Annotated in this window: 24 protein-coding genes; 8 read left to right on the top strand and 16 right to left on the bottom strand. The window is 68.2% G+C overall.

Features of this window, described 5'->3' with window-relative positions:
• Positions 1-13: 13 nt before the first annotated feature.
• The 5 genes from HCA44_RS05530 to HCA44_RS05550 form a co-directional block, all read right to left on the bottom strand.
• On the bottom strand, positions 14-934 hold the full coding sequence (locus HCA44_RS05530; protein ID WP_169647529.1) for an NAD(P)-dependent oxidoreductase: 921 nt from the start codon (positions 932-934) through the stop codon (positions 14-16).
• 18 nt (positions 935-952) lie between these two features.
• A complete protein-coding gene (locus HCA44_RS05535) occupies positions 953-1,387 on the bottom strand; it encodes a DNA-binding protein (RefSeq protein ID WP_169647530.1) in 435 nt (144 codons plus the stop codon).
• A gap of 65 nt (positions 1,388-1,452) precedes the next feature.
• Positions 1,453-2,115: a GNAT family N-acetyltransferase gene (locus tag HCA44_RS05540; RefSeq protein ID WP_169647531.1), complete on the bottom strand. Its 663-nt coding sequence runs from the start codon at positions 2,113-2,115 to the stop codon at positions 1,453-1,455.
• A gap of 82 nt (positions 2,116-2,197) precedes the next feature.
• Positions 2,198-2,623, bottom strand: coding sequence for a nitroreductase family deazaflavin-dependent oxidoreductase (locus HCA44_RS05545; protein WP_169647781.1), 426 nt, complete (start codon positions 2,621-2,623; stop codon positions 2,198-2,200).
• A gap of 68 nt (positions 2,624-2,691) precedes the next feature.
• Entirely contained in the window at positions 2,692-3,855 is a 1,164-nt protein-coding gene (locus HCA44_RS05550; protein ID WP_169647532.1) for a steroid 3-ketoacyl-CoA thiolase, read from the bottom strand.
• Between the two features lie 179 nt (positions 3,856-4,034).
• On the opposite strand from HCA44_RS05550, the gene HCA44_RS05555 reads away from it, so the two are divergent.
• A complete protein-coding gene (locus HCA44_RS05555; protein WP_169647533.1) occupies positions 4,035-5,291 on the top strand; it encodes a cytochrome P450 in 1,257 nt (418 codons plus the stop codon).
• 102 nt (positions 5,292-5,393) lie between these two features.
• Here the strand turns inward: HCA44_RS05555 and HCA44_RS05560 are convergent, their stop codons facing one another.
• The 7 genes from HCA44_RS05560 to HCA44_RS05590 all read right to left on the bottom strand — a co-directional run bounded on the left by HCA44_RS05560 (position 5,394) and on the right by HCA44_RS05590 (position 11,373).
• Positions 5,394-6,080, bottom strand: coding sequence for a hypothetical protein (locus HCA44_RS05560; RefSeq protein WP_169647534.1), 687 nt, complete (start codon positions 6,078-6,080; stop codon positions 5,394-5,396).
• Positions 6,077-6,679, bottom strand: a complete 603-nt coding sequence (locus tag HCA44_RS05565) for a TetR/AcrR family transcriptional regulator (RefSeq protein WP_169647535.1) — start codon at positions 6,677-6,679, stop codon at positions 6,077-6,079. Before HCA44_RS05565 ends, HCA44_RS05560 begins: the two co-directional genes overlap by 4 nt.
• Before the next feature lie 150 nt (positions 6,680-6,829).
• On the bottom strand, positions 6,830-7,249 hold the full coding sequence (locus tag HCA44_RS05570; protein ID WP_346764591.1) for a nuclear transport factor 2 family protein: 420 nt from the start codon (positions 7,247-7,249) through the stop codon (positions 6,830-6,832).
• Positions 7,246-8,118 carry a TIGR03619 family F420-dependent LLM class oxidoreductase gene (locus tag HCA44_RS05575; protein WP_169647536.1) on the bottom strand — a complete coding sequence of 291 codons (873 nt, stop codon included), beginning with the start codon at positions 8,116-8,118 and terminating at the stop codon, positions 7,246-7,248. The genes HCA44_RS05570 and HCA44_RS05575 overlap by 4 nt, the downstream gene beginning before the upstream one ends.
• A complete protein-coding gene (locus HCA44_RS05580) occupies positions 8,119-9,303 on the bottom strand; it encodes a thiolase domain-containing protein (RefSeq protein ID WP_169647537.1) in 1,185 nt (394 codons plus the stop codon).
• Positions 9,303-10,367 carry a thiolase domain-containing protein gene (locus HCA44_RS05585; RefSeq protein ID WP_169647538.1) on the bottom strand — a complete coding sequence of 355 codons (1,065 nt, stop codon included), beginning with the start codon at positions 10,365-10,367 and terminating at the stop codon, positions 9,303-9,305. Before HCA44_RS05585 ends, HCA44_RS05580 begins: the two co-directional genes overlap by 1 nt.
• Positions 10,368-10,377: 10 nt before the next feature.
• Positions 10,378-11,373: an OB-fold nucleic acid binding domain-containing protein gene (locus tag HCA44_RS05590; RefSeq protein ID WP_169647783.1), complete on the bottom strand. Its 996-nt coding sequence runs from the start codon at positions 11,371-11,373 to the stop codon at positions 10,378-10,380.
• 79 nt (positions 11,374-11,452) lie between these two features.
• Between HCA44_RS05590 and HCA44_RS05595 the strand changes: the two genes are divergently transcribed.
• On the top strand, positions 11,453-12,487 hold the full coding sequence (locus HCA44_RS05595; protein WP_169647539.1) for an LLM class F420-dependent oxidoreductase: 1,035 nt from the start codon (positions 11,453-11,455) through the stop codon (positions 12,485-12,487).
• A gap of 95 nt (positions 12,488-12,582) precedes the next feature.
• On the opposite strand, the gene HCA44_RS05600 is transcribed toward HCA44_RS05595, so the two are convergent.
• A complete protein-coding gene (locus HCA44_RS05600; RefSeq protein ID WP_169647784.1) occupies positions 12,583-13,404 on the bottom strand; it encodes a crotonase/enoyl-CoA hydratase family protein in 822 nt (273 codons plus the stop codon).
• 79 nt (positions 13,405-13,483) lie between these two features.
• Here HCA44_RS05600 and HCA44_RS05605 point away from each other — a divergent pair, with 79 nt between their 5' ends.
• Together HCA44_RS05605 and HCA44_RS05610 are read left to right on the top strand one after the other, a co-directional pair.
• A complete protein-coding gene (locus tag HCA44_RS05605; RefSeq protein WP_169647540.1) occupies positions 13,484-15,142 on the top strand; it encodes an acyl-CoA synthetase in 1,659 nt (552 codons plus the stop codon).
• Positions 15,142-16,254 carry a nitronate monooxygenase family protein gene (locus tag HCA44_RS05610; protein ID WP_169647785.1) on the top strand — a complete coding sequence of 371 codons (1,113 nt, stop codon included), beginning with the start codon at positions 15,142-15,144 and terminating at the stop codon, positions 16,252-16,254. Before HCA44_RS05605 ends, HCA44_RS05610 begins: the two co-directional genes overlap by 1 nt.
• A 72-nt stretch (positions 16,255-16,326) precedes the next feature.
• Here HCA44_RS05610 and HCA44_RS05615 read toward each other — a convergent pair whose 3' ends face one another.
• Genes HCA44_RS05615 through HCA44_RS05625 form a run of 3 tightly spaced genes read right to left on the bottom strand, consistent with a single transcriptional unit; the run spans position 16,327 to position 20,226 of the window.
• On the bottom strand, positions 16,327-17,910 hold the full coding sequence (locus HCA44_RS05615) for a long-chain-fatty-acid--CoA ligase (RefSeq protein WP_169647541.1): 1,584 nt from the start codon (positions 17,908-17,910) through the stop codon (positions 16,327-16,329).
• Between the two features lie 10 nt (positions 17,911-17,920).
• Positions 17,921-19,036 carry an acyl-CoA dehydrogenase family protein gene (locus HCA44_RS05620; protein WP_169647542.1) on the bottom strand — a complete coding sequence of 372 codons (1,116 nt, stop codon included), beginning with the start codon at positions 19,034-19,036 and terminating at the stop codon, positions 17,921-17,923.
• Between the two features lie 8 nt (positions 19,037-19,044).
• The gene (locus HCA44_RS05625; protein WP_169647543.1) at positions 19,045-20,226 is read right to left on the bottom strand and encodes an acyl-CoA dehydrogenase family protein; all 1,182 of its coding nucleotides are present in this window, start codon (positions 20,224-20,226) and stop codon (positions 19,045-19,047) included.
• Between the two features lie 126 nt (positions 20,227-20,352).
• Between HCA44_RS05625 and HCA44_RS05630 the strand changes: the two genes are divergently transcribed.
• The 4 genes from HCA44_RS05630 (at position 20,353) to HCA44_RS05645 (ending at position 23,663) form a co-directional block, all read left to right on the top strand.
• Positions 20,353-20,544 (top strand): ferredoxin, encoded by a 192-nt coding sequence (locus HCA44_RS05630; protein ID WP_169647544.1) that lies wholly within the window; start codon positions 20,353-20,355, stop codon positions 20,542-20,544.
• Positions 20,545-20,617: 73 nt separating this feature from the next.
• Positions 20,618-21,529 carry a 3-oxoacyl-ACP reductase gene (locus HCA44_RS05635; RefSeq protein ID WP_169647545.1) on the top strand — a complete coding sequence of 304 codons (912 nt, stop codon included), beginning with the start codon at positions 20,618-20,620 and terminating at the stop codon, positions 21,527-21,529.
• Between the two features lie 439 nt (positions 21,530-21,968).
• Positions 21,969-22,733, top strand: a complete 765-nt coding sequence (locus HCA44_RS05640; RefSeq protein ID WP_169647546.1) for an ABC transporter permease — start codon at positions 21,969-21,971, stop codon at positions 22,731-22,733.
• 78 nt (positions 22,734-22,811) lie between these two features.
• Positions 22,812-23,663 carry an ABC transporter permease gene (locus HCA44_RS05645; protein ID WP_169647547.1) on the top strand — a complete coding sequence of 284 codons (852 nt, stop codon included), beginning with the start codon at positions 22,812-22,814 and terminating at the stop codon, positions 23,661-23,663.
• The last annotated feature ends 8 nt before the right edge of the window (positions 23,664-23,671 follow it).

A 23,671-nucleotide genomic window follows, 5' to 3' on the forward strand; every position in this document is an offset into this window, starting at 1 on the left:
ACGCCGAAATCGCTCACAGCGTCTGATCGGCACCTGACGCCATGGCCGCGAATCCCTCTCGGACACTGGGGTATCGCGGCGACCATCCGGTTGCGTCTTTCAACTGCCTGTTCGACACGCGCTGAGACCGGGTGAGGGTCGCGGTGCGGTCGCCGAGCAGCAGGGCGGCACGGCCGGGGCCCGTGGCCCACGGCGTCGCGCCCACGGCGCGGGCGACCGCGCCGGTGTACGCGCGTTTGGACATCGGTTCGTCGTCGCCGACGTTGTAGACGCCGGCCGGGGCGCCGAGCGCGGCCACGACGGCAGTCGCGGCGTCGCGGAGGTGGATCGACGACTGGAAGGCATCGGGGCAGCCCGCCCGGTAACCGAGATGGTGGCGCGCGAGCGCGACGAACTGTTCGCTGTGCGCGGCACCGTTGCCGTAGAACATCGCGAATCTCAGGACGACCCCACGCCCGCCGGACTCGGTGAATCGCGCCGAGTTCGCTTCTGCGGCGTGGACACCCGACGCCACGGGAAAGTGATCGACCGGCCAATCCTCGGTCAGCCAGCGGTCGCCGCCGTCGCGGTACATCATCGCGATCGACTCCTGCAACACGGTGCCGACTCCCGCGCGTTGCGCCGAGTCGGTCACTGCGGCAGAGCCTTCCGTGCGGATGCGCTGACACCGTTCCCACGCCGACGTCCGTACGAACGACAGCGTCGACGGCAGCGCTGTCGCCAGATTGACGACGGCGTCGCACCTGCGAAATGCCTGCGTCAACTCGTCGCGGTCGAACAGCGACACGCGCACCGGATTCGCACCGTACGACGCGAGGAGCCGGGCCTTGTCGTCGCGGCGAGCGAGTGCATCGACGTCATGGCCGGCGGCGATCAGCGCGGGTACCGCGTAGTTGCCGATCGCCCCGGTGCCTCCGGTCACGAAAATGCGCATGCCGTAGCCTCTTTCGCATCAATCCCTGTCGGATCCGCGCACTCGGGTGACGAGGCGCTCGTACCGCTGCCGCGCTGCCTGTGGGCTTCCGAGCCCGAGGCCGAAGGCAATGTGCTGCCAGGTCATTCCGCGAGCGCGGGCGGACTCGAGGAAGACGGCTTCGAGTTGGTCGGTCTCGGCGCGCATCTTCGGGACCAGTGTGAGCGCCGCGGTGACGTCGTCGTCGTCGACATCGGGCTCGGCGTCGTCGAGCGGGATCGAACCGGCAGTGAGGCCCGCGACGAGCCGCACGGCGGTTGCGGGATCGAGAACCTCGGGATGTGTCGCGCGGGCACGTTGGGCAGCAGTGGCGCCATGACGTTCGGCGATGCGGAACAGTCCGGTGTACTCGCGCTCGGCACGCGCACCGCTCGCGTCGGGGGGTGTGAGGGTATGGGGATCGTCGGTGCTCATGAAGCCCACGATCCGTGATGAACGAAATATTGTCAACATTTTGTTCAAATCCGCGTCGGCCGTGACTACGCGGGGGAGCGGACCACCAACACCGTCCCGGGAAACTCCGGCGCGAGCTCGCGTCGACTGTGCTTCACCGCCGCGGTGCCGTAGCCCTTCTTGCGCGACGACGGCTCGATCCAGATCGCCACGTCGACCTCGCGACCCTCGAGCTCGCCGAACACCATGCCCACTGTGGTGCCGGCCTCGGTGTCTTCCGCGACGAACCACGCCGCCGACTCGTCGTCGATGCGTTCGAGGCCGCCGCGACGCTCGCGGTCGACCGCATCGGCGTCCCATTCGGCGTGTTGCTCGCCGCAACGACGGGCGAACAGCGCGGCGTCGTCGGACGAGTCGGCGAACGGGCGGAGTCGGAAGTGGCGCCCGGTGCTGGCCGGCCGCTCGCGGGACGTCCACGACAGCGACGCGTCGAGGTTGTCGAGTTCGGCCTGGGTGCGCCGGCGCTCGGCCTTGGTGAGCCGTTCGAAGGTGAGACCGAGGACGGCCGCCGCATTGTCCTGCGTCGTGTCGAGAAGCTCGGCGACGGACGCGAGCGCGGCCGACCGGTCGGCGCTGTCGACGATCGCGTCGAGCACCTCGTGGCGGCGTTCGAGGGCGCGGACGAGCGCGGCCGTGAGCTCGCGGCGATCCTGGATGCGGTCCTGTGCGGTGGAATCCGGCGCGGTCATCGGAGGTCCCTTCGTCGGCGGATGCTGGCACCATCGTGGCCACGAGTCGCCGCCCGGCACAACCGCTACCGGCGAGTAGGGCTCAGCGTGGCGTGCACACCACGATGGGGATCTCGCGTTCGGTCCACGCCTGGTAGGACTCGAAATCGGGATACATCGCGACGAGCTTCGGCCACAGCCGGGCACGCTCCGCCGCGTCCGCGACATGTGTGCGCATGTCGCGGACGCGGGAGCGGATCTGCACCGTCACATCGGGGTCGGCCTCCGTGTTGAGAAACCACAGAGGGTGCTTCGGTGCACCGCCCTTGGAAGCGACGAGCACCACGTCGTCGCCGTCCTCGAGGAACAGCAAGGGGGTGATCCGCTCGGTCCCGGTCTTGCGACCGGTGGTCGTGAGCAGGCAGACCGGGATGCCCCACGGAAACGCGCTGCCGACGCGCCACTTGCCGCCGATGCGCCCGCCCGTCCTGCGGTAGAGCGTGACATTGCCGCGCGACATCCATTTCATGATGCGATCGACCCACGGGGAGCCGAGTCCCCGTGGCCCGGCCCCGGTCAGCCCCGATTCCGGCACGGTCAGATCCTCTCGATGATCGTTCCCGTGGCGAGCGCGCCGCCCGCGCACATCGTGACGAGTGCGGTGCTGCCGCCGGTGCGTTCGAGTTCGTGCAGCGCCGTCGTGATCAGGCGCGAACCGGTGCTGCCGACGGGATGTCCGAGCGCGAGCGCGCCGCCGTTGACGTTGACCTTGTCCATATCGGGCCCGTGCACCGACGCCCACGACAGCAGCACCGACGCGAAGGCCTCGTTGACCTCGAACAGGTCGAGATCGCCGATCTTCATGCCGCTCTTCTCGAGCACGCGGGTCGTGGCCTGCACCGGGCCGTCGAGGTGGAATTCGGGCTCGGCGCCGACGAGTGCCTGCGACACGATTCGCGCGCGCGGGGTGAGGCCGAGCGCGCGGGCCTTGGCCTCGTCCATCAGCATGACCGCGGCTGCGCCATCGGAGATCTGCGACGACGTGCCCGCGGTGTGGATGCCGCCGTCGAGGACGGGCTTCAGCTTCGCGAGGGACTCCGCGGTGGTGTCACGCAAGCCCTGGTCGCGCGCGACGACCTGGGTCTCGCCGGTCGGCGTGCCGTCCTTTTCCACGACCGGCGCCGTGACCTGGAGGACCTCGCGGTCGAATCGTCCCTCGTCCCACGCCCGCTTCGCGCGTGCCTGCGAACGGACACCGAGTTCTTCCACGTCGCCGCGCGAGATGCCGCGACGGCGCGCGATGCGCTCGGCGGCCTCGAACTGGTTCGGCATGTCGATGTCCCACGACGCGGGGCGGCGCGGCCCGGCCTCGGTGCCGACGTTGGCGCCGAGCGGTACCTGGCTCATCGCCTCGACGCCGCACGCGATGCCGACGTCGATCGCGTCGGTCGCGATGAGACCCGCGATCAGGTGGTTCGCCTGTTGTGCCGATCCGCACTGCGCGTCGATCGTGGTGGCGCCCACCTGCCACGGCAGGCCGGCATGCAGCCACGCCGTGCGCGTGATGTTGTTGGACTGTGCCCCGGCCTGCGTGACACAGCCGCCGACGAGCTGCTCGACGAGCTGCGGATCGATGCCGGTGCGATCGAGCAGCCCGCGCTGGGCCGCGCCGAGGATCTCGGCGGCGTGCAGACCGGACAGCCAGCCGCCCCGCTTGCCGATGGGGGTGCGTACTGCGTCCACGATGACGGGTGTGCCCACGGAGGACTCCTTTCGATTGTGTCGAAAAGTAGAACACGTTCCGCAGAGGGTGCAAGACGTGCTCCCGCTGATCTTTCGCACACGGGGAGCGCTGTGCTTGAATGACAAGTAGAACGTGTTCCAGATTACAGCAGTCGCGTACAGGCAGTGGTGTACAGGCAAGGGCAGGAGAGATTCAGGTGACGCAGCCCAACATCCCCGACGACATCGACTTCACCGATCCCGACCTCTTCGCGGAGAGGATGCCGTTCGAGGAGTTCGCCGAACTCCGCAAGACGGCGCCGGTGTGGTGGAACAAGAAGTCCCCGGACGTCAGCGGGTTCCACGACGAAGGTTTCTGGGTCGTCTCCCGGCACGAGGAGGTCCGCGAGGTCTCGCGTCGTAGCGACGTGTTCTCCAACTGGGAGAACACGGCGATCCCGCGCTTCAACGACGACATCCCGCGTGAGGCCATCGAGCTGCAGCGTCATGTGTTGCTGAACAAGGACGCTCCCGAGCACACCAAGCTGCGCAAGCTCGTCGCGCGTGGGTTCACGCCGCGTGCGATCAACGCACTGCGCGACGAACTCGACTCGCGGGCGAGGAAGATCGTCGCCGGGGCGTGCCAGGAAGGGCAGGGCGACTTCGTCACCCAGATCGCGGCCGAGCTCCCGCTGCAGGCCATCGCCGACCTCATCGGCGTGCCGCAGGAGGACCGCGCGAAGATCTTCGAGTGGTCGAACCAGATGACCGGCTACGACGATCCGGAGAACACCGCCGATCCCGCGGCCGCGTCGATGGAGGTTCTCGGCTACGCCTACCAGATGGCAGCCGAGCGCAAGGCCAACCCGGCCGACGACATCGTCACCACGCTCATCGAGGCCGACATCGACGGAGACGAGCTGTCTCCCGAGGAGTTCGGGTTCTTCTTCATCGTGCTCGCCGTCGCGGGCAACGAGACCACGCGCAACGCGATCACGCACGGCATGGCCGCGTTCATCGACAACCCCGAGCAGTGGGAGATCTTCAAGCGCGACCGGCCGAAGACCGCCGCCGACGAGATCATCCGCTGGGCCACGCCCGTCATCTCGTTCCAGCGCACCGCGCTCGAGGACACCGAGCTCGGTGGCCAGCAGATCGCGAAGGGCGATCGCGTCGTGATGCTGTACGCGTCGGCCAACAACGACGAAGAGGTCTTCGAGAACCCGCGGACCTTCGACATCCTGCGCGATCCCAACCCGCACCTCGCCTTCGGCGGCACGGGAGCGCACTACTGCCTCGGCGCGAACCTCGCACGTATGGAGATCGACCTGATCTTCAACGCGATCGCCGACCACATCCCGGACATCGCGAAGATCTCCGATCCGCACCGCCTCCGCTCCGGCTGGCTCAACGGCATCAAGGAGTTCCAGGTCGACTACAGCACGTCGGGCGGTAAGTGCCCGGTCGCGCACTGACCTTCCGTGACACGACGTCCGCCCCGGTTCCTCGGAACCGGGGCGGACGTCGTATCGGGCAAGCAGCTGTGGCGCATCGAGGGACTGTGACGAGGCGAAGCCTCAGGCCGTGGTGCGCCGATACTCCTGGTGTCCGCCCCGGTCGCGTACCACGATGCCCTTCCGGCCGAGGCTCCGGTGGAGGGTGAGCGCCTCGTGTGAGTCCGTGTCGGGCAGGGCGTCGCGTCGTCTTCGGAGCAGCGCGTGCACCTCGTCGCCCAGATCCGGGTGACCGTCGACCCAGCGGGTGAACTCGCCTTCGTGCGGGTCGTGGTTCCGCCAGGGGTATCCGTGTGTCACGAAGGCGTCGACCACGGTTCGTGCTCTCAGGTCGCCGGCATCGCGCCGCGCCAGCTCGTGGCCGGCCTCGTCGGTGAGGACGAGGTCCTTCCCGTCGCGGAACGCCGTACCGATCCGCGCCTTCGGGACGTAGAGCTCTCTGCCGTTCTGCTCGAGCACGATTCCGTCGGGGTCGACTGTGAGAGTGAGAGTCTCGGACGACATCGCGAGCGCCAGCAGTATGCCGGCGACCATGCCGACGACGGTGAGTATCGGCACCGACCATGTGAGGTCGAGCTCCGAGAGGATCTCGAGCGGGCCGGGCACATCGGGCAGGGTGTCGACTGCCCACCGTGAGGCTGCGGGTGCAACGAAACCGAGCCCGGCCCCGAATGCTGTGCACGCCAGTGCGATCGAAGTCGGTAGCAAAGGGTTGAGCGCCACCCGGGTCACCTCGTCACACCTCGTCACGACGTCTCCTTCCGATGGCCGGTCAGGTAGCGCAAGACGATGGTGCGCACGGTATCGGTCGGTGACATCGCCTTCGGATTGTCGGCGTAGAGGAACGCGGCGTCGGTGATTGCCCGGATCCACGCCGCTGTCGAGGCCGGGTCGAGCGCCGGGTCGATCTCCCCTCGGGCGCGTTCGAGCAGGTGAAGTAGGCCTTCCTCGACGGTGTGTTCGTCTTCTTCGAGAATCGCGGCGAGCCGCGGATCGTGGCCGACCTGCCGGATGACCTCGACGACGAGTCCGGCAGCGGCCGGATCCTGGGCGGGTTCGACGAGTTCGCCCACGACGGCGAGGATCGCGGCGAGGGGATCGGGGTCGTCGCGGTGGCGATCGATCATCGCGCGTGTCTCGGGCAGGTCGTTTTCGAAGATCGCCCGGAAGAGGCCGCGCTTGTCGCCGAAGTAGTGGAAGACGGTTCCGCTGCTGACTCCCGCGGCCTTCGCGACCGCAGTGACGGGCACCGCGTCGTAGCCGTGTTCGGCGAACAGGGTGGCGGCGGCGCCGACGATCGTAGTGCGGCGCAGCGCGTGGAGTTCGGGGTCGACCGTGCGTGCCATCATGACATCAGCATAATAATTAATCGACGGATCAGTCAATGAATAGAAATCCGCACCGCTACGCGACAGGGGACGGCCGCGGCGAAAGGAGAGGCGCACCCCTGCTCTCCTCCTACCGCGAGCCGTCCCCTGCGACGCTCTTTCCGTGCTGGTCTACGAGACCGGCCGCGCCGTCTTCATCGCACGGTCGACCTCCCAGAATGCGCGCAGCGACACGAGCTTGCCGTCGCCGTTCACCCGGTAGACGAACACGCCTTCGGCGTCGATCATCGTGCCGCCGACGGCGGTCCGGATCGTGCCGATGTTGACGTTCTCGTCACCGCACACGAGCGAGTCGTCGATCAGGAACTCGAGCGAGTCGGCGATCGCGATCGTCATGTCGTAGAAGCGGCTGATCGCGTCGAGGCCCCGGTGGCCTTTGCCCTCGGGATCGAAATGTGAAGGCCCGACCGGGTCTTCGACGACGGCATCGTCCGCGAACAGCGCCAGCCACGTGTCCTTGTCCTTTGCCGCCGCGGCAGCGCGCGATGCCTCACCCGCCGCGCGGGCCGGGTGCACCGCGGTGGCGCTCACGACCGCGCTCCGAGGTACTTGTCGGCGAACCGGGCGATCGACTCCTGCTTGTCGGCGAGCGGAGAATCGAAGCCGAGCCCGTCGAACACCCACGGCACGACGATCGTGTCGGTGACCCCGGCCTGCTCGAGTTCGGCGTAACCGTCCTTGCCGAACTTGTCGATGCACACCGTCTGGATCTCGAACGGCTCGTCGGCTCGGCCGTATTCGCTGCGCAGCTCGCGCAGCCGCCCGATGACCGAGACGAGGTCGTCGTACTTGATCATCGCGGACGTCCAGCCGTCGCCGACGCGGGCGGCGCGCCGCAGGGCGACGTCCGTGTGCCCACCGACGTAGAACGGGACCGGCGACGACGGTGACGGGCTCATCTGCAGGCGGTCGAAATCGAAATGCTTGCCGTGGTATTCGACCATGCCGCCACCCAGGATCAACTTGATGATGTCGATCATCTCGTCGACCCGTGCGCCGCGGTTGCGGTAGGGCGCGCCGCACCACTCGAACTCCTCGGGCGACCACCCGATGCCGACACCGAAGCCGAATCGGTTGTTCGTGAGATTCGCGACCGAGCCGACCTGACGCGCGAGCAGCACCGGATTGCGTGAGCCGAGTTTGAGGACCTGGGTGTAGAACTCGATCGTCGACGTCGCGGCGCCCATCGCCGCCGCGGCGATCAACGGATCGACCCACGGCGTGTCCTCGTTCCACATGCGCGAGCCGTCGGGCGTGTACGGGTAGTCGGCGCTCTGCGTCTCCTGGAAGAACAGCGAGTCCGGCAGGGCGATCGAGGAGAAACCGGCCTGTTCGGCGGCCTGGGCGATGCCGGTGAGCTGGTCGAGGGGCGCCATCGCGACGCCGACGGTGAACTTCATCTACACCACCGACTCGGGCTTGTCGGCGCCGACGACCCACATCGAGAAGTACTGTGAACCACCGCCGTAGGCGTGTCCGAGCGCCTTCCGGGCGTTCGGGATCTGGTGGTCGCCCGCCTTGCCCATCACCTGGATCGCCGACTCCGCGAACCGGATCATGCCCGACGCGCCGATCGGATTGGACGACAGGACGCCGCCCGACGCGTTGACCGGCAACCGTCCGGTGCGCGCGGTCTCGCCCTTCTCCGTGAGCTTCCAGCCCTCGCCCTCCGCGGCGAAGCCGAGGTTCTCGAGCCACATCGGCTCGAACCACGAGAACGGTACGTAGATCTCGGCGGCGTCGATCTCCTCGAGCGGGTCGGTGATGCCTGCCTGCTGCCACAGCGCCTTCGCGGCGTCGCGGCCGGCCTGCGGGTTCACCTGGTCGCGGCCGGCGAACGTGGTGGGCTCGGTGCGCATCGCGGTGGCATGCACCCACGCGACGCTCTGCCCCCGGCTCTGCGCTGCCTCGGCGGCCTCCTCGTTGCCGAGCACCATCGCGCACGCACCGTCGGAGGACGGGCACGTCTCGTCGTACCGGATCGGATCCCACAGCATCTGCGACGCCTGCACGGACTCGACGGTGATGTCGGGCTGGTGCAGGTGCGCGTAGGGGTTCAGCGCGCCGTTGCGGCGGTCCTTCGCGGCGACGATCGCACCGATGTGCTCGGGCGCGCCCGAGCGGCGGATGTACGAGCGCACGTGCGGGGCGAAGTAGCCACCCGCGCCCGCACCGACCGGCATCGTGAACGGCACCGGTGTCGACAGCGCCCACATCGCGTTCGACTCGGACTGCTTCTCCCATGCAACGGTGAGCACGCACTTGTGTACGCCGGACTTGACGAGGCTCGACGCGACGACCGCGGTGGAGCCGCCGACCGAGCCTGCGGTGTGCACGCGCAGCAGGGGCTTGCCGTTGGCGCCCAGTGCGTCCGACATGCTCAGTTCGGGGATCATCGACCCCTCGAAGAGGTCGGGTGCCTTGCCGACGACGACCGCGTCGATGTCGTCCCATCCGACGCCTGCGTCGGCCATCGCGCGGTCGACGGCCTCGCGGACGAGGCCCGACATCGTGACGTCCTGTCTCTTCGCAACGTACTTCGTCTGCCCGGTGCCGAGCACCGCGGCAGGTCCGCGTTCGGGCATCAGTTCCGTCCCTCCATCACCGCTACCAGATTCTGTTGGAGCACAGCGCCTCCCGTGGCGTGTGCGAGTGACTTGCCGGCGTCGCCGTTCATGATCGCGCGCGCGGCGTAGCCGATGCGCTCGAGGCCGCCCGCGAACATCGGGTTGCCGGTGAGCGGACCGCCCGACGGATTGATCGACACCGAATCACCCAGTCCGATCGCCTCTTTGAGGATGATCTCCTGGTGGGTGAACGGCGCGTGCAGTTCGGCGACGTCGATGCCGCCGGTGTCGCCGCCCGTCAGTGCCTTCGCGGACGCCGCGGTCGACGGCGACACCGTCAGATCCCGGGCGCCGAACTGGGGGGTGTCGATGCGGTGGTCGATGCCGGTGATCCACGCGGGTCGCTCGCACAGCTCGCGTGCGCGGTCGCCCGTGGCCAGGACGATCGCGGCCGCGCCGTCCGTGACTGGCGCGATGTCGTGCCTGCGCAGCGGGTCGGCGATGTAGTCGGTCGCCAGGAGCTCGTCGACCGTGTAGGCCCCCGACACCTGCGCGTGCGGATCCTGCTGCGCGGCACCGAGGCTGCGTACCGCGATCTCGGCCATTTGCTCTGCGGTCCACTTCCCGGACTCGAGCCCGAGGCGTGCCTGCATGCCGGCGAGTGACACCGAGTCGAGGCCGAGCGGCGCGACCGTGTAGGGATCGAGCTGCAGCGAGAGCGTCTCGCGCAGCGTGCCTGCCGAGGACTTGCCGAAGCCGTACACGAGCGCGGTCTCGACCTCGCCGGTGAGCAGCTTGACCCACGCCTCGTAGAGCGCCCACGCCGCGTCCATCTCGACGTGCGACTCGTTGATCGGCGGCACCGCGCCGATCGCGTCGATCGCGGAGATGAACGAAAATGCGCGGCCTGCGAGATAGTCGGAGGATCCCGAGCACCAGAATCCGATGTCGGACTTGGTGATACCGAGCTGGTCGTAGAGCTGGTGGAAGCACGGCGTGAGCATCTCGACGCCGTTGGTGGTGCCGGACGTCTCGCGCACGTGGGGAGCGTGCGCGAATCCGACGACTGCGATTTCGGTCATTTCTCGCCCCTCACAGGTGGTGTGCGTACGTGTCGTACTCGGCGTCGGGCTCGCCCGTGGGGCGGAAGTACTCGATGTTCTCGAGCGTGTAGCCCCACTCCTCGCGTGGCTTCCACTTCGCCTGCACACGCATGCCCATGCGCACGTCGTGGGCGTCGCACTCCTGGATGATGTGCAGGAACGCGATGTCCGCGCCGTCGAGCAGGACGTACGCCGCGACGTACGGCGGCTTGAGGCGCTGGCCCATGAACGGGACGTTCACGATGCAGAAGGTGGTGACGGTGCCCGTGTCGGGCAGTTCCACCTGCTCGCGCGTGGGCACACCGTCGGTGGGGCTCGAGCCGCGCGGCGGGATGTACACCTTGCCGCCCGGGCCGGTGCGCCCGCCGACCAGCCGTCCCTCGGCGAGGCCGCGCAGGTACCAGCTCTCCTCGGCCGACGCGGAGTGCTGGTACCCCAGTTCGACCGGCGTCGTCAGGATCGTGACGGCCTCGGCGTCGTCGGTGGGCGTGTTGGTGGACTCGCCCGGCTCGAAGCACACGATGTCGGCCATGCGCCCGAGGCGGTCCGACTCCCACCGCGCACGCACGCGCATGCCGGTGCTCATGTGCGACGCGTCCGGCACGTCGACGACATGTGCCATCGCCGTGTCCGAGCCGTCGAGCCGGATGAGCGCCCACGCGAACGGACGGTCGAACGGCTGGCTCGACGTCGGCATGGCATTCCATGCCCAGCTGACGACGGTGCCTGCATCGGATACTTCGACGAAATCGGTGAGTGGTTCGGCGGTGTGCGGGTCGTATTCGGCGGGCGGCGTGAAGACGCGCCCGTCGGACCCACGCACCCCGAGTACGCGCCGGTTGCGCAACGCACTCATGAACGGCCCCAGGGTGGGGCCCAGTGAACGTGTGTAATCGAATTTCAGCGTCAGCGGGGCGCTCAGAGGCTTGCTGGACGAGGACTTGTCCTCGGGGGCAGGCGACAGGGCCACCGCACTCTTTCCCATGGTCACGACATCGAGTAGAACAGGTTCTAATAGTTGTGGCAAGAGTCACCTTCGACAGGCGACGATACGGAGGAAATAGATGAAGATCGGGTTACAACTCGGCTACTGGGGCGCGCAGCCACCCGCGGACGCGGGGGAGTTGGTCGCGGCCGCCGACGAGTCCGGGTTCGACGCCGTGTTCGCTGCCGAATCGTGGGGTTCGGACGCGTTCACGCCACTCGCGTGGTGGGGGTCGGATACCGAGCACGTGCGATTGGGTACGTCGGTCGCGCAGCTGTCGGCCCGCACGCCCACGAGCTGCGCGATGCACGCGCTCACGCTCGACCATCTGAGTGGGGGCCGCGCGATCCTCGGCCTCGGCGTCTCGGGCCCGCAGGTCGTCGAGGGCTGGTACGGCAGGCCGTTCGCGAAGCCGCTCGCCCGCACCCGCGAGTACGTGTCGATAGTGCGGCAGGTGCTCGCGCGTGAAGCGCCCGTCACGAGCGACGGCCCGCACTACCCGCTGCCCTATACCGGCGCGGACGCGTCGGGGCTGGGCAAGCCGCTCAAGCCGATCACACATCCGCTCCGCGCGGACATCCCGATCTGGCTGGGCGCCGAAGGGCCGAAGAATGTCGCGCTGACCGCGGAGATCGCCGACGGTTGGCTGGCGATCTACTACTCGCCGCGGCTCGCGCCGATGTACGACGAGTGGCTCGACGAAGGGTTCGCGCGTCCGGGCGCGCGCCGCTCACGCGAGGACTTCGAGATCGCGGCCACGTGTCAGGTGATCGAAACCGACGATCGCGCGGGCACGATCGCCGGGCTCAAGCCGGTGACCGCGCTGTACGTGGGTGGGATGGGTGCGCCCGAGTTGAACTTCCACGCACAGGTGTACCGGCGTATGGGATACGGCGACGTGGTCGACGAGGTGACGCGACTGTTCCGGTCGGGTCGCAAGGACGAAGCCGCGCAGGCGATTCCCGACGAGATGGTGACCGAGACGATGATCGTGGGCAACGAAGACGAGGTACGCGCCGGCATTGCGCGCTGGGAGCAGGCGGGCGTAACGATGCTGCTGGTGTCGTGCCGCGATGTCGACCAGGTGCACCGGCTCGCGAAGCTGACGGCCTGACCGACGGGTCCGGGCCGACTGCCGCTCCCCGGGTCGCACTGCCGCGGACGCGATCGCGTCCGCGGCAGTGCGACCCGGGGAGCGCCAGGGGACAGTTACCGCGCGTGGAACTGCGGCGCGCGCTTCTCCGCGAACGCGCGCGGGCCTTCCTTCGCGTCCTCGCTCATGAACACCTTGGTGCCGAGCCGCGCGTCGATCTGGAAAGCCTCCTCCTCGGGCATCGCCTCCGACTGGCGGATGGTCTCGAGGATGGCCTGCACTGCGAGCGGTCCGTTGGCCGAGATCAGTTCGGCGATTTCGAGCGCCTTGTCGAGTGCCGTGCCGTCCGGCACGACGTGACCGATCAGCCCGATGTCCTTCGCTTCCTGCGCGCGGATGTGCCTGCCGGTGAGCAGGATGTCGGCGGCCACGGTGTACGGAATCTGCCGCACGAGCCGCACGGCGGAACCGCCCAGCGGGAACAGGCCCCACTTCGCCTCGGACACACCGAACTTGGCACTCTCACCGGCGACGCGGATGTCGGTGCCCTGCAGGATTTCCGTGCCGCCTGCGATCGCCGGACCCTCGACCGCGGCGATGAGCGGCTTCGTGAGGCGGCGGCCCTTGAGCAATGCGTCGATACGCGAAAGATCCCATCCGCCGCCGGAGAACGAGTCGCCCGGATGCTGCGACGTCATGGCCTTGAGGTCGGCACCCGCGCAGAACGCGCCGCCCGCGCCGGTGAGGATCGCGACACGGATGTCGGGATCGGAATCGACCCGATCCCATGCGTCGCGCATGATCGCCATCATCTCGCCGGACAGCGCATTGCGCGCTTCCGGGCGGTTCATCGTGACGACGAGGACGTGTCCGCGCTTCTCCACGAGGGCGTGGGGGGCGGAGCTGGTCTCGGGGTTGTCGGTGGCGGTAGTGGACACCGCGGCCTCCAGTCGCATCGTGTGATGTGAGTCTCAAACAGGGCTTGCCGGAAATAATAACACGTTCTATTTTTGAGCCGTGGCCTACAACATCGCAGACTTGGTGGAACATTCGATCGACCTCGTGCCCGACCGCGTCGCACTCGTGGGCGGCGAACGCGAGGAGACCTTCGGCGAGCTCGAGTCGAGGGCAAACGCATTGGCGCACTACCTGCAGGAACAGGGGGTGCGACCCGGCGACAAGGTGGGCGTCTACTGCCGTAACGGCATCGAAGCCATCGAGGCGATGGTTGCGGTCTTCAAGATCCGTGCGGTGGTCGTCAACGTCAACTACCGGTACGTCGAGAACGAGTTGCAGTACATCTTCGACAATTCGGACATGGTCGCGCTCGTGTACGAGCGCCGTTACGCCGACAAGGTTGCGGCCGTGGCGCCGCAGAACCCGCAACTGAAGACGCTGCTCGTGGTCGACAGTGCAGGAGACGCACTCTCCGGCGAGGCCCCCGGCATCGCGTACGAGGACGCGCTCGCGCAGTCCTCGACGGCGCGCGATTTCGAGGAACGCACCGGCGACGACCTGTACATGCTCTACACGGGCGGCACCACCGGCAGCCCCAAGGGCGTCATGTGGCGGCACGAGGACGTGTGGCGCGTGCTCGGCGGCGGCATCAACTTCGTCACGGGTGTGCGCGTCGAGGACGAGTGGGAACTCGCGCGCGTCGGTGCCGAGAACCCCGCGATGGTGCGCTTCCCCATCCCGCCGATGATCCACGGCGGCGCGCAATGGGCGGTGTTCCAGGCGCTGTTCGGTGGCGGGACGTGCATCCTTCTGCCGGAGTTCGACGCTCACGCCGTGTGGCAGACCATCGACCGGCACGGCGTCAACCTGATCTTCATCACCGGCGACGCGATGGCGCGTCCGATGCTCGATGCCCTTCTCGAGGGCAACCCGGAAACCGGAGAGCCGTACGATCTTTCGAGCCTGTTCGCTATGGCGAGCAGTGCGGCGCTGTTCTCGCCGAGCATCAAGGAGAAGTTTCTCGAACTGCTCCCGAATCGCTTCATCACCGACTCGATCGGCGCGTCCGAAACCGGCTTCGGTGGCCTCGCGGTCGTCGCGAAGGGGGCGGCGAAGGGCGGCGGGCCCACCGTCAAGATCGACGCCGCGACCACGGTGCTCGACGACGACGGCAACGAGATCGAGCCCGGCTCGGGTGTCGTCGGCATGCTGGCCCGCAAGGGACACATCCCGCTCGGCTACTACAAGGACGAAGTGAAGACGAAGGCCACGTTCCGCGAGATCCGCGGCGTGCGGTACTCGATCCCGGGCGACTGGGCGCGCGTCGAGGAGGACGGCACCGTCACGATGCTCGGTCGCGGGTCGGTGTCGATCAACAGTGGCGGCGAGAAGATCTTCCCCGAGGAGGTCGAGGGCGCGCTCAAGGGACACCCCGACGTGTTCGACGTCCTGGTGCTCGGAGTGTCGGACGAGCGGTTCGGCCAGCGCGTCGCCGCGGTCGTCCAGCCACGGCCGGGCGCGCGTCCCGCGCTCGGCGATCTCGTCGCGCACGCGCGCAACAGCATCGCCGGGTACAAGGTGCCGCGTAGCGTGTGGTTCGTCGACGAGATCAAGCGGTCGCCTGCCGGAAAGCCCGACTACCAGTGGGCTCACGCCCAGACCGAATCCCGCCCCGCCGACGACAGCAACGAACCGGCAGCCCAGAAGGCAGGCGCGTGATGAAGACCGACCTCACGACCAAGTTCGGGATCGAGTACCCGATCTACGGGTTCACCCCCTCCGAGCACGTCGCGGCCGCCATCTCGCGCGCCGGCGGGCTCGGCGTCCTCGGGTGCGTCCGGTTCAACGACCCCGAGGAGCTCGACGCCGTCCTGACCTGGATGGACGAGAACACCGACGGCAAGCCGTACGGTGTCGACATCGTGATGCCCGCGAAGATCCCCACCGAGGGCTCGCAGGTCGATCTCGACTCGATGATCCCGCCGGAACACCGGGCGTTCGTCGACCGCACGCTGGCGGACCTCGGGGTGCCGCCCCTCGGCGACGACGCGGAGAGCGCGTCGGGCGTGCTCGGCTGGCTGCACTCGGTGGCGCGCAGCCATGTCGACGTCGCGCTGAAGCATCGTCCCGCGCTCATCGCCAACGCGCTCGGCTCGCCGCCCCGCGACGTCATCGACCAGGCACACGCGCACGGCGTCCCGGTCGCGGCACTCGCGGGCGCGGTCGACCACGCCAAGCGGCACGTCGCGAACGGTGTCGACGTCGTCATCGCGCAGGGCTACGAGGCGGGCGGGCACACCGGCGAGATCGCCTCGATGGTTCTGGTTCCCGAAATCGTCGACGCACTCGGCGATTCCGCTGCGGTGCTCGCGGCAGGCGGCATCGGTAGCGGCAGGCAGGTGGCCGCAGCCCTCGCGCTCGGTGCGTCGGGAGTGTGGATGGGCTCGTACTGGCTCACGACCGCCGAGTACAAGCTCGGCAGCGCGTCGGGAGACGGCCCGTCGTCGGTGCAACGGGCACTGCTCGGCGCAACGTCGGCGGACACGGTGCGCTCGCGCATCTACTCGGGCAAGCCTGCGCGCCTGCTCAAGACCAAGTGGACCGACGCCTGGTCGCGTCCCGAGGCCCCCGATCCGCTGCCGATGCCGTTGCAGAACATCCTGGTCAGCGAAGCGCATCAGCGGATGAGCGCCGCGGAGAATCCCGACGTCGTCGCGATGCCGGTCGGCCAGATCGTGGGCCGGATGAACGAGATCCGCCCCGTCGCCGAGGTGATGGTCGAACTGGTCGAGGGTTTCGATCAGGCCGTGGCGCGACTCGGCTCGCTCTGACGGACGCACCAGGGGCCCGGTGCCCGCGAAGAGAATTCGCGGGCACCGGGCCCCTGGAGGTGTGTCGGTGAGTCAGGCACTCGTGGCGCGCACGCTGTCGAGCAGCGAGAAGCGCCGGCTCGTGCGGTCGAACTCCCACACCGGATCCGGCGTGTTGCACGCTTCGGCGCTCAGCGTGCGGGTGAGCACCTTGAACGTCGCGGTGCGGGGGAGTTCGCGACACAGACGAACGAAGGTGGGTACCTGCTTCGGCCCCAGATCTGCTTGCGCCGAGAGGAACTCTTCGAATTCGGTGGGATCGAACTCGCGGGTGCACACCGCGGCCGCCATCACCCGGTCGCCCACGTCGGGATCGGGAACCGGGTACACCGCGACCTGACCGAACCCCGGGAAGCGGGAGAGCACTCGTTCGATGGGCGCGACAGCGAGATTCTCGCCGTCGACCCGCAGCCAACCGGACGTGCGGCCTGCGAAGTACACGAAGCCGTCCGCGTCGAGGTACGCGAGATCGCCGCTGTGGTAGCGGCCGTCCCGGATCCGTTCGGCGTCCGCCTCGGGGTTGCCGTAGTAGCCGGCGAAACCGCCTGTGCCCGTGACGTTGACGAGCTCGCCGGTGGCCTCGTCGGCATTGAGGATGCGGCCGGACGCGTCGAACCGTGCGGGCGGGCACGGCTGCCCCGTCTCGAGGTCGAGGATCGCGACACCGTCGGGGAGCTTGCCGAGCGCCCCCGCAGGCGAGTCAGGATGCGCCGAGATCGAGATGCCGCCCTCGGTGGACCCGAAACCGTCGACGACGCGGCACCCGTACCGCCGTGCGAATTCCGTGACGGCCGTCGCGGAACCCTCGTTGCCGTACATGATGCGCAGCGTGTTGTCGGCGTCGTCGGGCAGTTCCGGGGTCGCAAGGATGTACGAGACGATCTTCCCGACGTAATTGGAGAAGGTGACTCCGTACCTGCGGACGTCGGGTAGGAAACCCGACGCGGAGAACTTGCGGCGCAGCGCGATCGAGGCGCCACCCGACAGTGCGACCGACCACGAGGCCATCATCGCGTTCGAATGGAACATCGGCATCGCGCAGTAGACGACGTCGCCTGCGCCGATGCCGAAGCGGGTGGCGAGCATCTCGCCCGGCCCGGTGATCTTGTCGTGCGTGCAGCGCACCGCCTTCGGATCTCCGCTCGTGCCGGATGTGAAGATCAGCATGAACAGCGCCGAGCCGTCGGTGTCGGCCGGGCCGTGCTCCGCGGGCGCGTGCGCAACCAGGTCGCGCCAGCTTTCACTCTCGACGTCGAGCACCGGAACCTGCGAGAAACCCTCGAGCAGCGACGCGTTCGCGGAATCGGTGAGGACGACCGCGCAGTCGGCGAGCGCGATGTCGCGTTCGAGTGCCGCACCGCGGCGGGTGGTGTTGAGTCCGACGACGACACCGCCGGACAGTGCCGCGGCACCTGCGACGAACGAGAACTCCGGGATGTTGTCCATGAGCAGGCCGATGTGCCGAGGACGGCCGGGCTCGAAGAAGGATTCGAGAGCGGCCGCCCGCGCATGACTCGCGCGTACGTGGTCGGCCCACGAGACGAACGAATCCTCGAAGTGCACACCGCGTTCGGTGACGCCCTCGAGGGCGAGCAGACGTTGGGCTACCGTGACCACGACGCCGACCTCACGCGGGAACCGACGCGAGCGTCTCGCCGAGCCGCCGGAGATGGTCCGTGCCCGAGCCGAGCCGGAACTCGGCCTGCTTGGCTGCGAGGAAGTAGCGGTGGACCGGATGCGTGGTGTCCAGGCCGACGCCGCCGTGCACGTGGATCACCGTGTGCGCCACGCGGTGTCCGGCATCGGCGGTCCAGAACTTGGCCGTCGACACCGCGCCTTCGTCGGGCAGTTCTTCGGCGAGCCGCCATGCTGCCTGGGTGAGCGTCAGACGCACCGCCTTGACGTCGATGTAGGCGTCGGCGAGCCGCTGGCCGACCGCCTGGAACGACCCGATCGGCCTGCCGAACTGCACACGCTCGCGCGCGTACTCGGACGTGACCTTCAGCGCCTCGTCGAGGACGCCGTACTGGTACGCGCACACGCCGACCGCGCCCCGGCGGACCGTCCAGTCGAGGACCTCGGCGCCGTCGTCGCCGAGTACACGGTCGGCCGCGAGGCGGACGTCGCGCAGCGTGACCTCGCCGACGGCCGAGAAGTCTGTGGTGACCTGCCGGGTGACCTCGACCCCGGGGTCGTCGGCGCGGACCAGGAACACCGCGACGCCGCTCGGCGTCGACGCGGACACGACGAACAGGTCGGCGACCGGCGCGGCATCCACGAGGACCTTGGTGCCCGACAGCACCCATGCGTCGCCCTCGGGCGTCGCGGTGGTGGACGGGTGTGCCGGCGCCGCGACCAGTTCTTCGTCGAAGGCGGTGGTGAGCAGCGCGCTACCCGCGCCCGCGGGCCGTGCCCACTCGTCGACCTGCGCGTCGGTGCCGAAGCGCGCGATCGCGCCTGCCGCCATCGTGATGCACGAGACGTACGGGACCGCGGCCAGTACGCGGCCCAGCTCGGTCAGGATGCCGGTCTGTTCGAGCAGGCCGAGGCCGTCGCCGCCCGCGCGCTCGTCGAGCGCGGCGGACAGCACGCCCGCGCGCGCGAGCTCGCGCCACAGGGCGTCGTCGAACCGGTTCTCGGCCTCGTCGAGTTCGCGCTGTCGATCGACGCCGACGAGGCTCCGGGCGATGTCCGAGGTGAGGCCGGCGAGATCGCGCTGGGCCTCGGTGGGGGCGAAATCCATGTCGCGTCCTATCTCTTCGATGCGGGCAGACCCAGCGCGGTCATGCCGATGATGTCCCGTTGCACCTCGTTGGTGCCGCCGCCGAAGGTGAGGATGAGCGACGACCGGTGCATCCGCTCGATGCGGCCACGCAGCTGCGCGCCGTGCGACTCCTGACGCAGGGTGGCGGTGGGGCCGAGGATCTCCATCAGCACCCGGTAGGCCTCGGTGGCGAACTCGGTGCCGAACACCTTGTTCGCGGACGCCTCTGCGGGCCCGGGGGCGTGGTCGGTCGCCGACGCGATCTCCCAGTTCATGAGCTTGAGGTATTCGGCCTTCGCGTGCACCCGCGCGAGTGCCACCTGCACCCACTCCTGGTCGGCGACTCGGCGGCCGTCGGGCAGCTTGGTGTTCTGCGCCCATTCGCGGACCTCTTTCAAGGCCGTGAGGATGGGGCCCGCGGACGTCAGCGCGACGCGCTCGTGGTTGAGCTGGTTGGTGATGAGGCTCCAGCCGCCGTGTTCGGGACCGACGAGCGACGACGTCGGGACGCGCACGTCCTGATAGTACGTGGCGCTCGTGTCCGGCCCGGCCATGGTGTGCACGGGGGTGTACGAGAATCCCTCGGCGTCGGTCGGCACGATGAGCATGCTGATGCCGCGGTGGGGTTTCGCGTCGGGGTCGGTGCGGCACGCGAGCCACACGTAGTCGGCGTACGCGATCAGGCTCGTCCACATCTTCTGGCCGTTGATCACGTAGTGGTCGCCGTCCTTGACGGCCGTGGTGCGCAGCGCGGCGAGGTCGGTGCCTGCGCCGGGCTCGGAGTACCCGATCGAGAAGTGCAGCTCGCCCGCCGCGATCCTGGGCAGGAAGAAGCGCTTCTGCTCCTCGGTGCCGAAGTGCATGATCGTGGGCGCGACGGAATTGATGGTCAGGAATGGGACGGGTGCGCCCGCGATGGCGGCCTCGTCGGTGAATATCAGCTGTTCCATGGCCGAGCGCGCCTGGCCGCCGTACTCTTCCGGCCACCCGAGGGCGAGCCAGCCGTCGCGGCCCATTTCCGCGACGACGTCGCGGTACACGGTGCCCGCTCCGTACTCTCCCGTGGTGGCTGCCAGTGCCTCGCGCCTTTCCGGCGTCATGAGGCGGCTGAAATAACGCCGCAGCTCGTCGCGCAGCTGTTGTTGATCGGCGTCGTAGGTGATCTGCATCGATACCCTCCTCGCGATGTCGTTCGGATCATTGCACAGAACTGGAACAGGTTCTAGTGTGAAGATCCGGCCAGTGCACGGGTCTGACAGGGGCGACCCGGCGCGACGACGAAACGGGAGCCTGACATGGAGATAAGGGTCGATCCGGACCGCTGCGAAGCAAACGGGGTGTGCGTCGGTATCGCTCCGGACTTGTTCGAGCTCGACGACGACGACGTCCTGCACATCACCGACCCCACGCCGCCCGCCGAACGGACGGCGGACGCCGAGTCGGCGATCGCGTCGTGTCCGCGGGCTGCACTCTTCGCGGCCGAGTGAGAGCCGCACTTCCGCAACCCGTTCTACTACGAGAACGTAGCCAGGGAAAGACCGTGTCCGAAGGGGAACAGCTGTGTCGTCGGAACAACAGGACGTGAGTCTCGACGGGCGGGTCGCACTCGTCACCGGGGCAGGGGACGGGCTCGGCCGCGCCGAAGCCGTCGCACTCGCGAAGGCGGGAGCGAGCGTGGTCGTCAACGACCTCGCCGCCGATGCGCGCACCGAACGCACGCTCGACGAGCTCCGCACGCTCGGCGCCAAGGCCGAGTTCGTCGCGGGCGACGTCGGCGAACGCAGCACCGCGGACGCGCTCATGGCAACCGCCGAGTCCCAGTTCGGGTCGGTCGACGTCGTGGTCAACAACGCAGGCATCACGCGCGACCGGATGCTGTTCAACATGTCCGACGAAGAGTGGGACGCGGTCGTCAAGGTTCACCTGCGCGGCCACTTCCTGCTCACGCGCAATGCGGCCACGTACTGGCGGGGGCGGTCGAAGGCCGCGGGTGCACCCGTCTACGGGCGGATCGTCAACACCGCCTCCGAGGCGGGCCTGCTCGGTCCGGAGGGGCAGGCGAACTACGGCGCGGCCAAGGCGGGCATCATCGCGCTCACGCTGTCGGCGTCGCGTGCGCTCGCTCGCTACGGGGTGCGCGCGAACGCGATCTGCCCGCGTGCGAGGACCTCGATGACCGAATCCGTCTTCGGCGATGCGCCGGGGGATGCGGTCGATCCGCTGGCTCCCGAGCACGTCGCGTCGCTCGTGTCGTACCTCGCGTCCCCCGCGGCCGACGCCGTATCCGGCCAGGTGTTCGTGGTGTACGGTCCGATGGTGGCGCTGATGGCGGCGCCCACTGTCGAGGCACGTTTCGACGCCACCGGCGACATGTGGGAGCCGGCGGCCCTCGCCGAGTCGCTCGGCGGGCACTTCGCGACGCGCGAAGGGGGAACGTTCTCCGCGGCGCGCGCGCTCGACGCGCTGGGGTGAATGCCGGCCGCGGCCGACGTTCGTCGAGGCGTGCGGAAGCCCTCCGCGTGAGGGTGAATCTGTTCTAGTTTTTCTTCGGGTACATGGTGTCGGTGTGCGTTCGGCGGCGAACGCACACCGACATCGTTGTGTCGGTGGCTGTGCCGGTTCGCTCACCGGAAATCTGTCGTTGCCGTTGCGGAATTCGATGGTATTCTACTGGCGCTCAGTAATTTTCACACTTTTCAGGTGGTCCCTTCAGGTCACGCGCTCATCGCGTGTGCGGCGCCGAGTCGGCGGGGAAACCGGGCGTTTTGGACGGTTGTTCAGAATATCCGGATTCCGTCCTTGCGGGGTGAACACGTTCTAGTTAGTATGACGTGAATCACAAGCCGGGGCGGGGGATGCGGCGTCAGCCGAGGTCGTTGAACCATCAACCACGAGACCGACAGGAGGCGACATGGTTGATCTCGTGGAAGTGCCGTTGCGTGCCGTAGGCGGGTTCTTCGCGATGTCCGCGGAGACGATGCGGGCGATCTTCTCGCGGCCGTTCCAGCGCCGCGAGTTCGTCGACCAGGCATGGTTCGTTGCCCGTGTATCGATGATTCCCACTGTGCTGGTGGCGATTCCGTTCACGGTGCTCGTGAGCTTCACCATCAACATCCTGCTGCGAGAGATCGGCGCCGCCGACCTCTCGGGCGCGGGTGCGGCGCTCGGTACCGTCACGCAGGTCGGTCCCATCGTCACGGTGCTCATCGTCGCGGGTGCGGGGGCCACCGCGATCTGCGCGGATCTGTCCGCGCGCACCATCCGCGAAGAGATCGACGCGATGCGCGTGCTCGGGATCAACCCGATCCAGCGGCTCGTGGTGCCCCGGGTGCTCGCCTCCACCGTCGTCGCACTGCTCCTCAACGGCCTGGTCTGCACCATCGGACTGCTCGGTGGCTTCGCGTTCTCGGTGTTCGTGCAGGACGTCAACCCGGGCGCGTTCGTCAACGGCATCACGCTGCTCACCGGGTTCGGCGAGCTCATCATCTCCGAGGTCAAGGCCGGCCTGTTCGGCATGATCGCGGGTCTCGTGGCCGCATATCTCGGCCTCAACGTCAAGGGGGGCGCAAAAAGCGTCGGCGACGCCGTCAACCAGACGGTCGTGTTCGCCTTCATGGCGCTGTTCGTCGTCAACGTCCTGGTCACCGCGATCGGCATCAAGCTCACGTCGGGCTGAGAGACGTTCATGCAGAAGACGACTGGCACGACAACCGGGGTGCGTGCGCCGCACCCGTACGACAGGACGGGGCTCTGAATGGCTCTGGCAGCAGCCGGGCGGTTTCCACGGACGCGGCGTCGCGCCACGTCCGTGTCGCGGTCGGTCGACTCGCTGGGTGAACAGACACTGTTCTACCTGCGCGCGGTCGCATCGATGCCACGCGCACTCATGCACTATCCACGCGAGGTCCTCCGCCTGGTCGCCGAGATCAGCATGGGCACGGGCGCTCTCGCGGTCATCGGTGGCACGGTCGTCATCGTCGGATTCCTCACTCTGTTCACCGGCGGCACGATCGCGGTGCAGGGGTACAGCTCGCTCGGCAACATCGGCGTCGAAGCCCTCACCGGCTTCTTCTCGGCGTTCATCAACGTGCGCATCGCCGCGCCGGTGATCGCGGGCATCGGCCTCGCTGCCACCATCGGTGCCGGCTCGACCGCCCAGCTCGGTGCGATGCGCGTCGCGGAGGAGATCGACGCACTCGAAACCATGGCCATCCCGTCGATTCCGTACCTCGTGAGCACCCGCGTGCTCGCGGGCATGGTCGCGATCGTCCCGCTCTACGCGCTCGCCGTCATCGCGTCGTTCATCGCGAGCCGGTTCGCGACGGTCTTCCTCTACAACCAGTCGGGTGGCGTGTACGACCACTACTTCTCCACCTTCCTCATACCCACCGACATCCTGTGGTCCTTCGTGCAGGCGATCGTCATGGCGATCGCGATCATGCTGATCCACACCTACTACGGCTTCACGGCCACCGGTGGCCCGGTGGGAGTCGGTGTCGCCGTGGGCAATGCGGTGCGCGCGTCGCTCATCGCGGTCGTCACCGTCACCCTGTTGATCTCGCTCGCCATCTACGGAGCGACCGGCAATTTCAACCTGTCGGGATAGGGGGCGAG

Origin of the sequence: Rhodococcus sp. HNM0569 (genome assembly GCF_012726205.1) — a bacterium.
In the GTDB taxonomy this organism is placed as follows: domain Bacteria; phylum Actinomycetota; class Actinomycetes; order Mycobacteriales; family Mycobacteriaceae; genus Rhodococcus_F.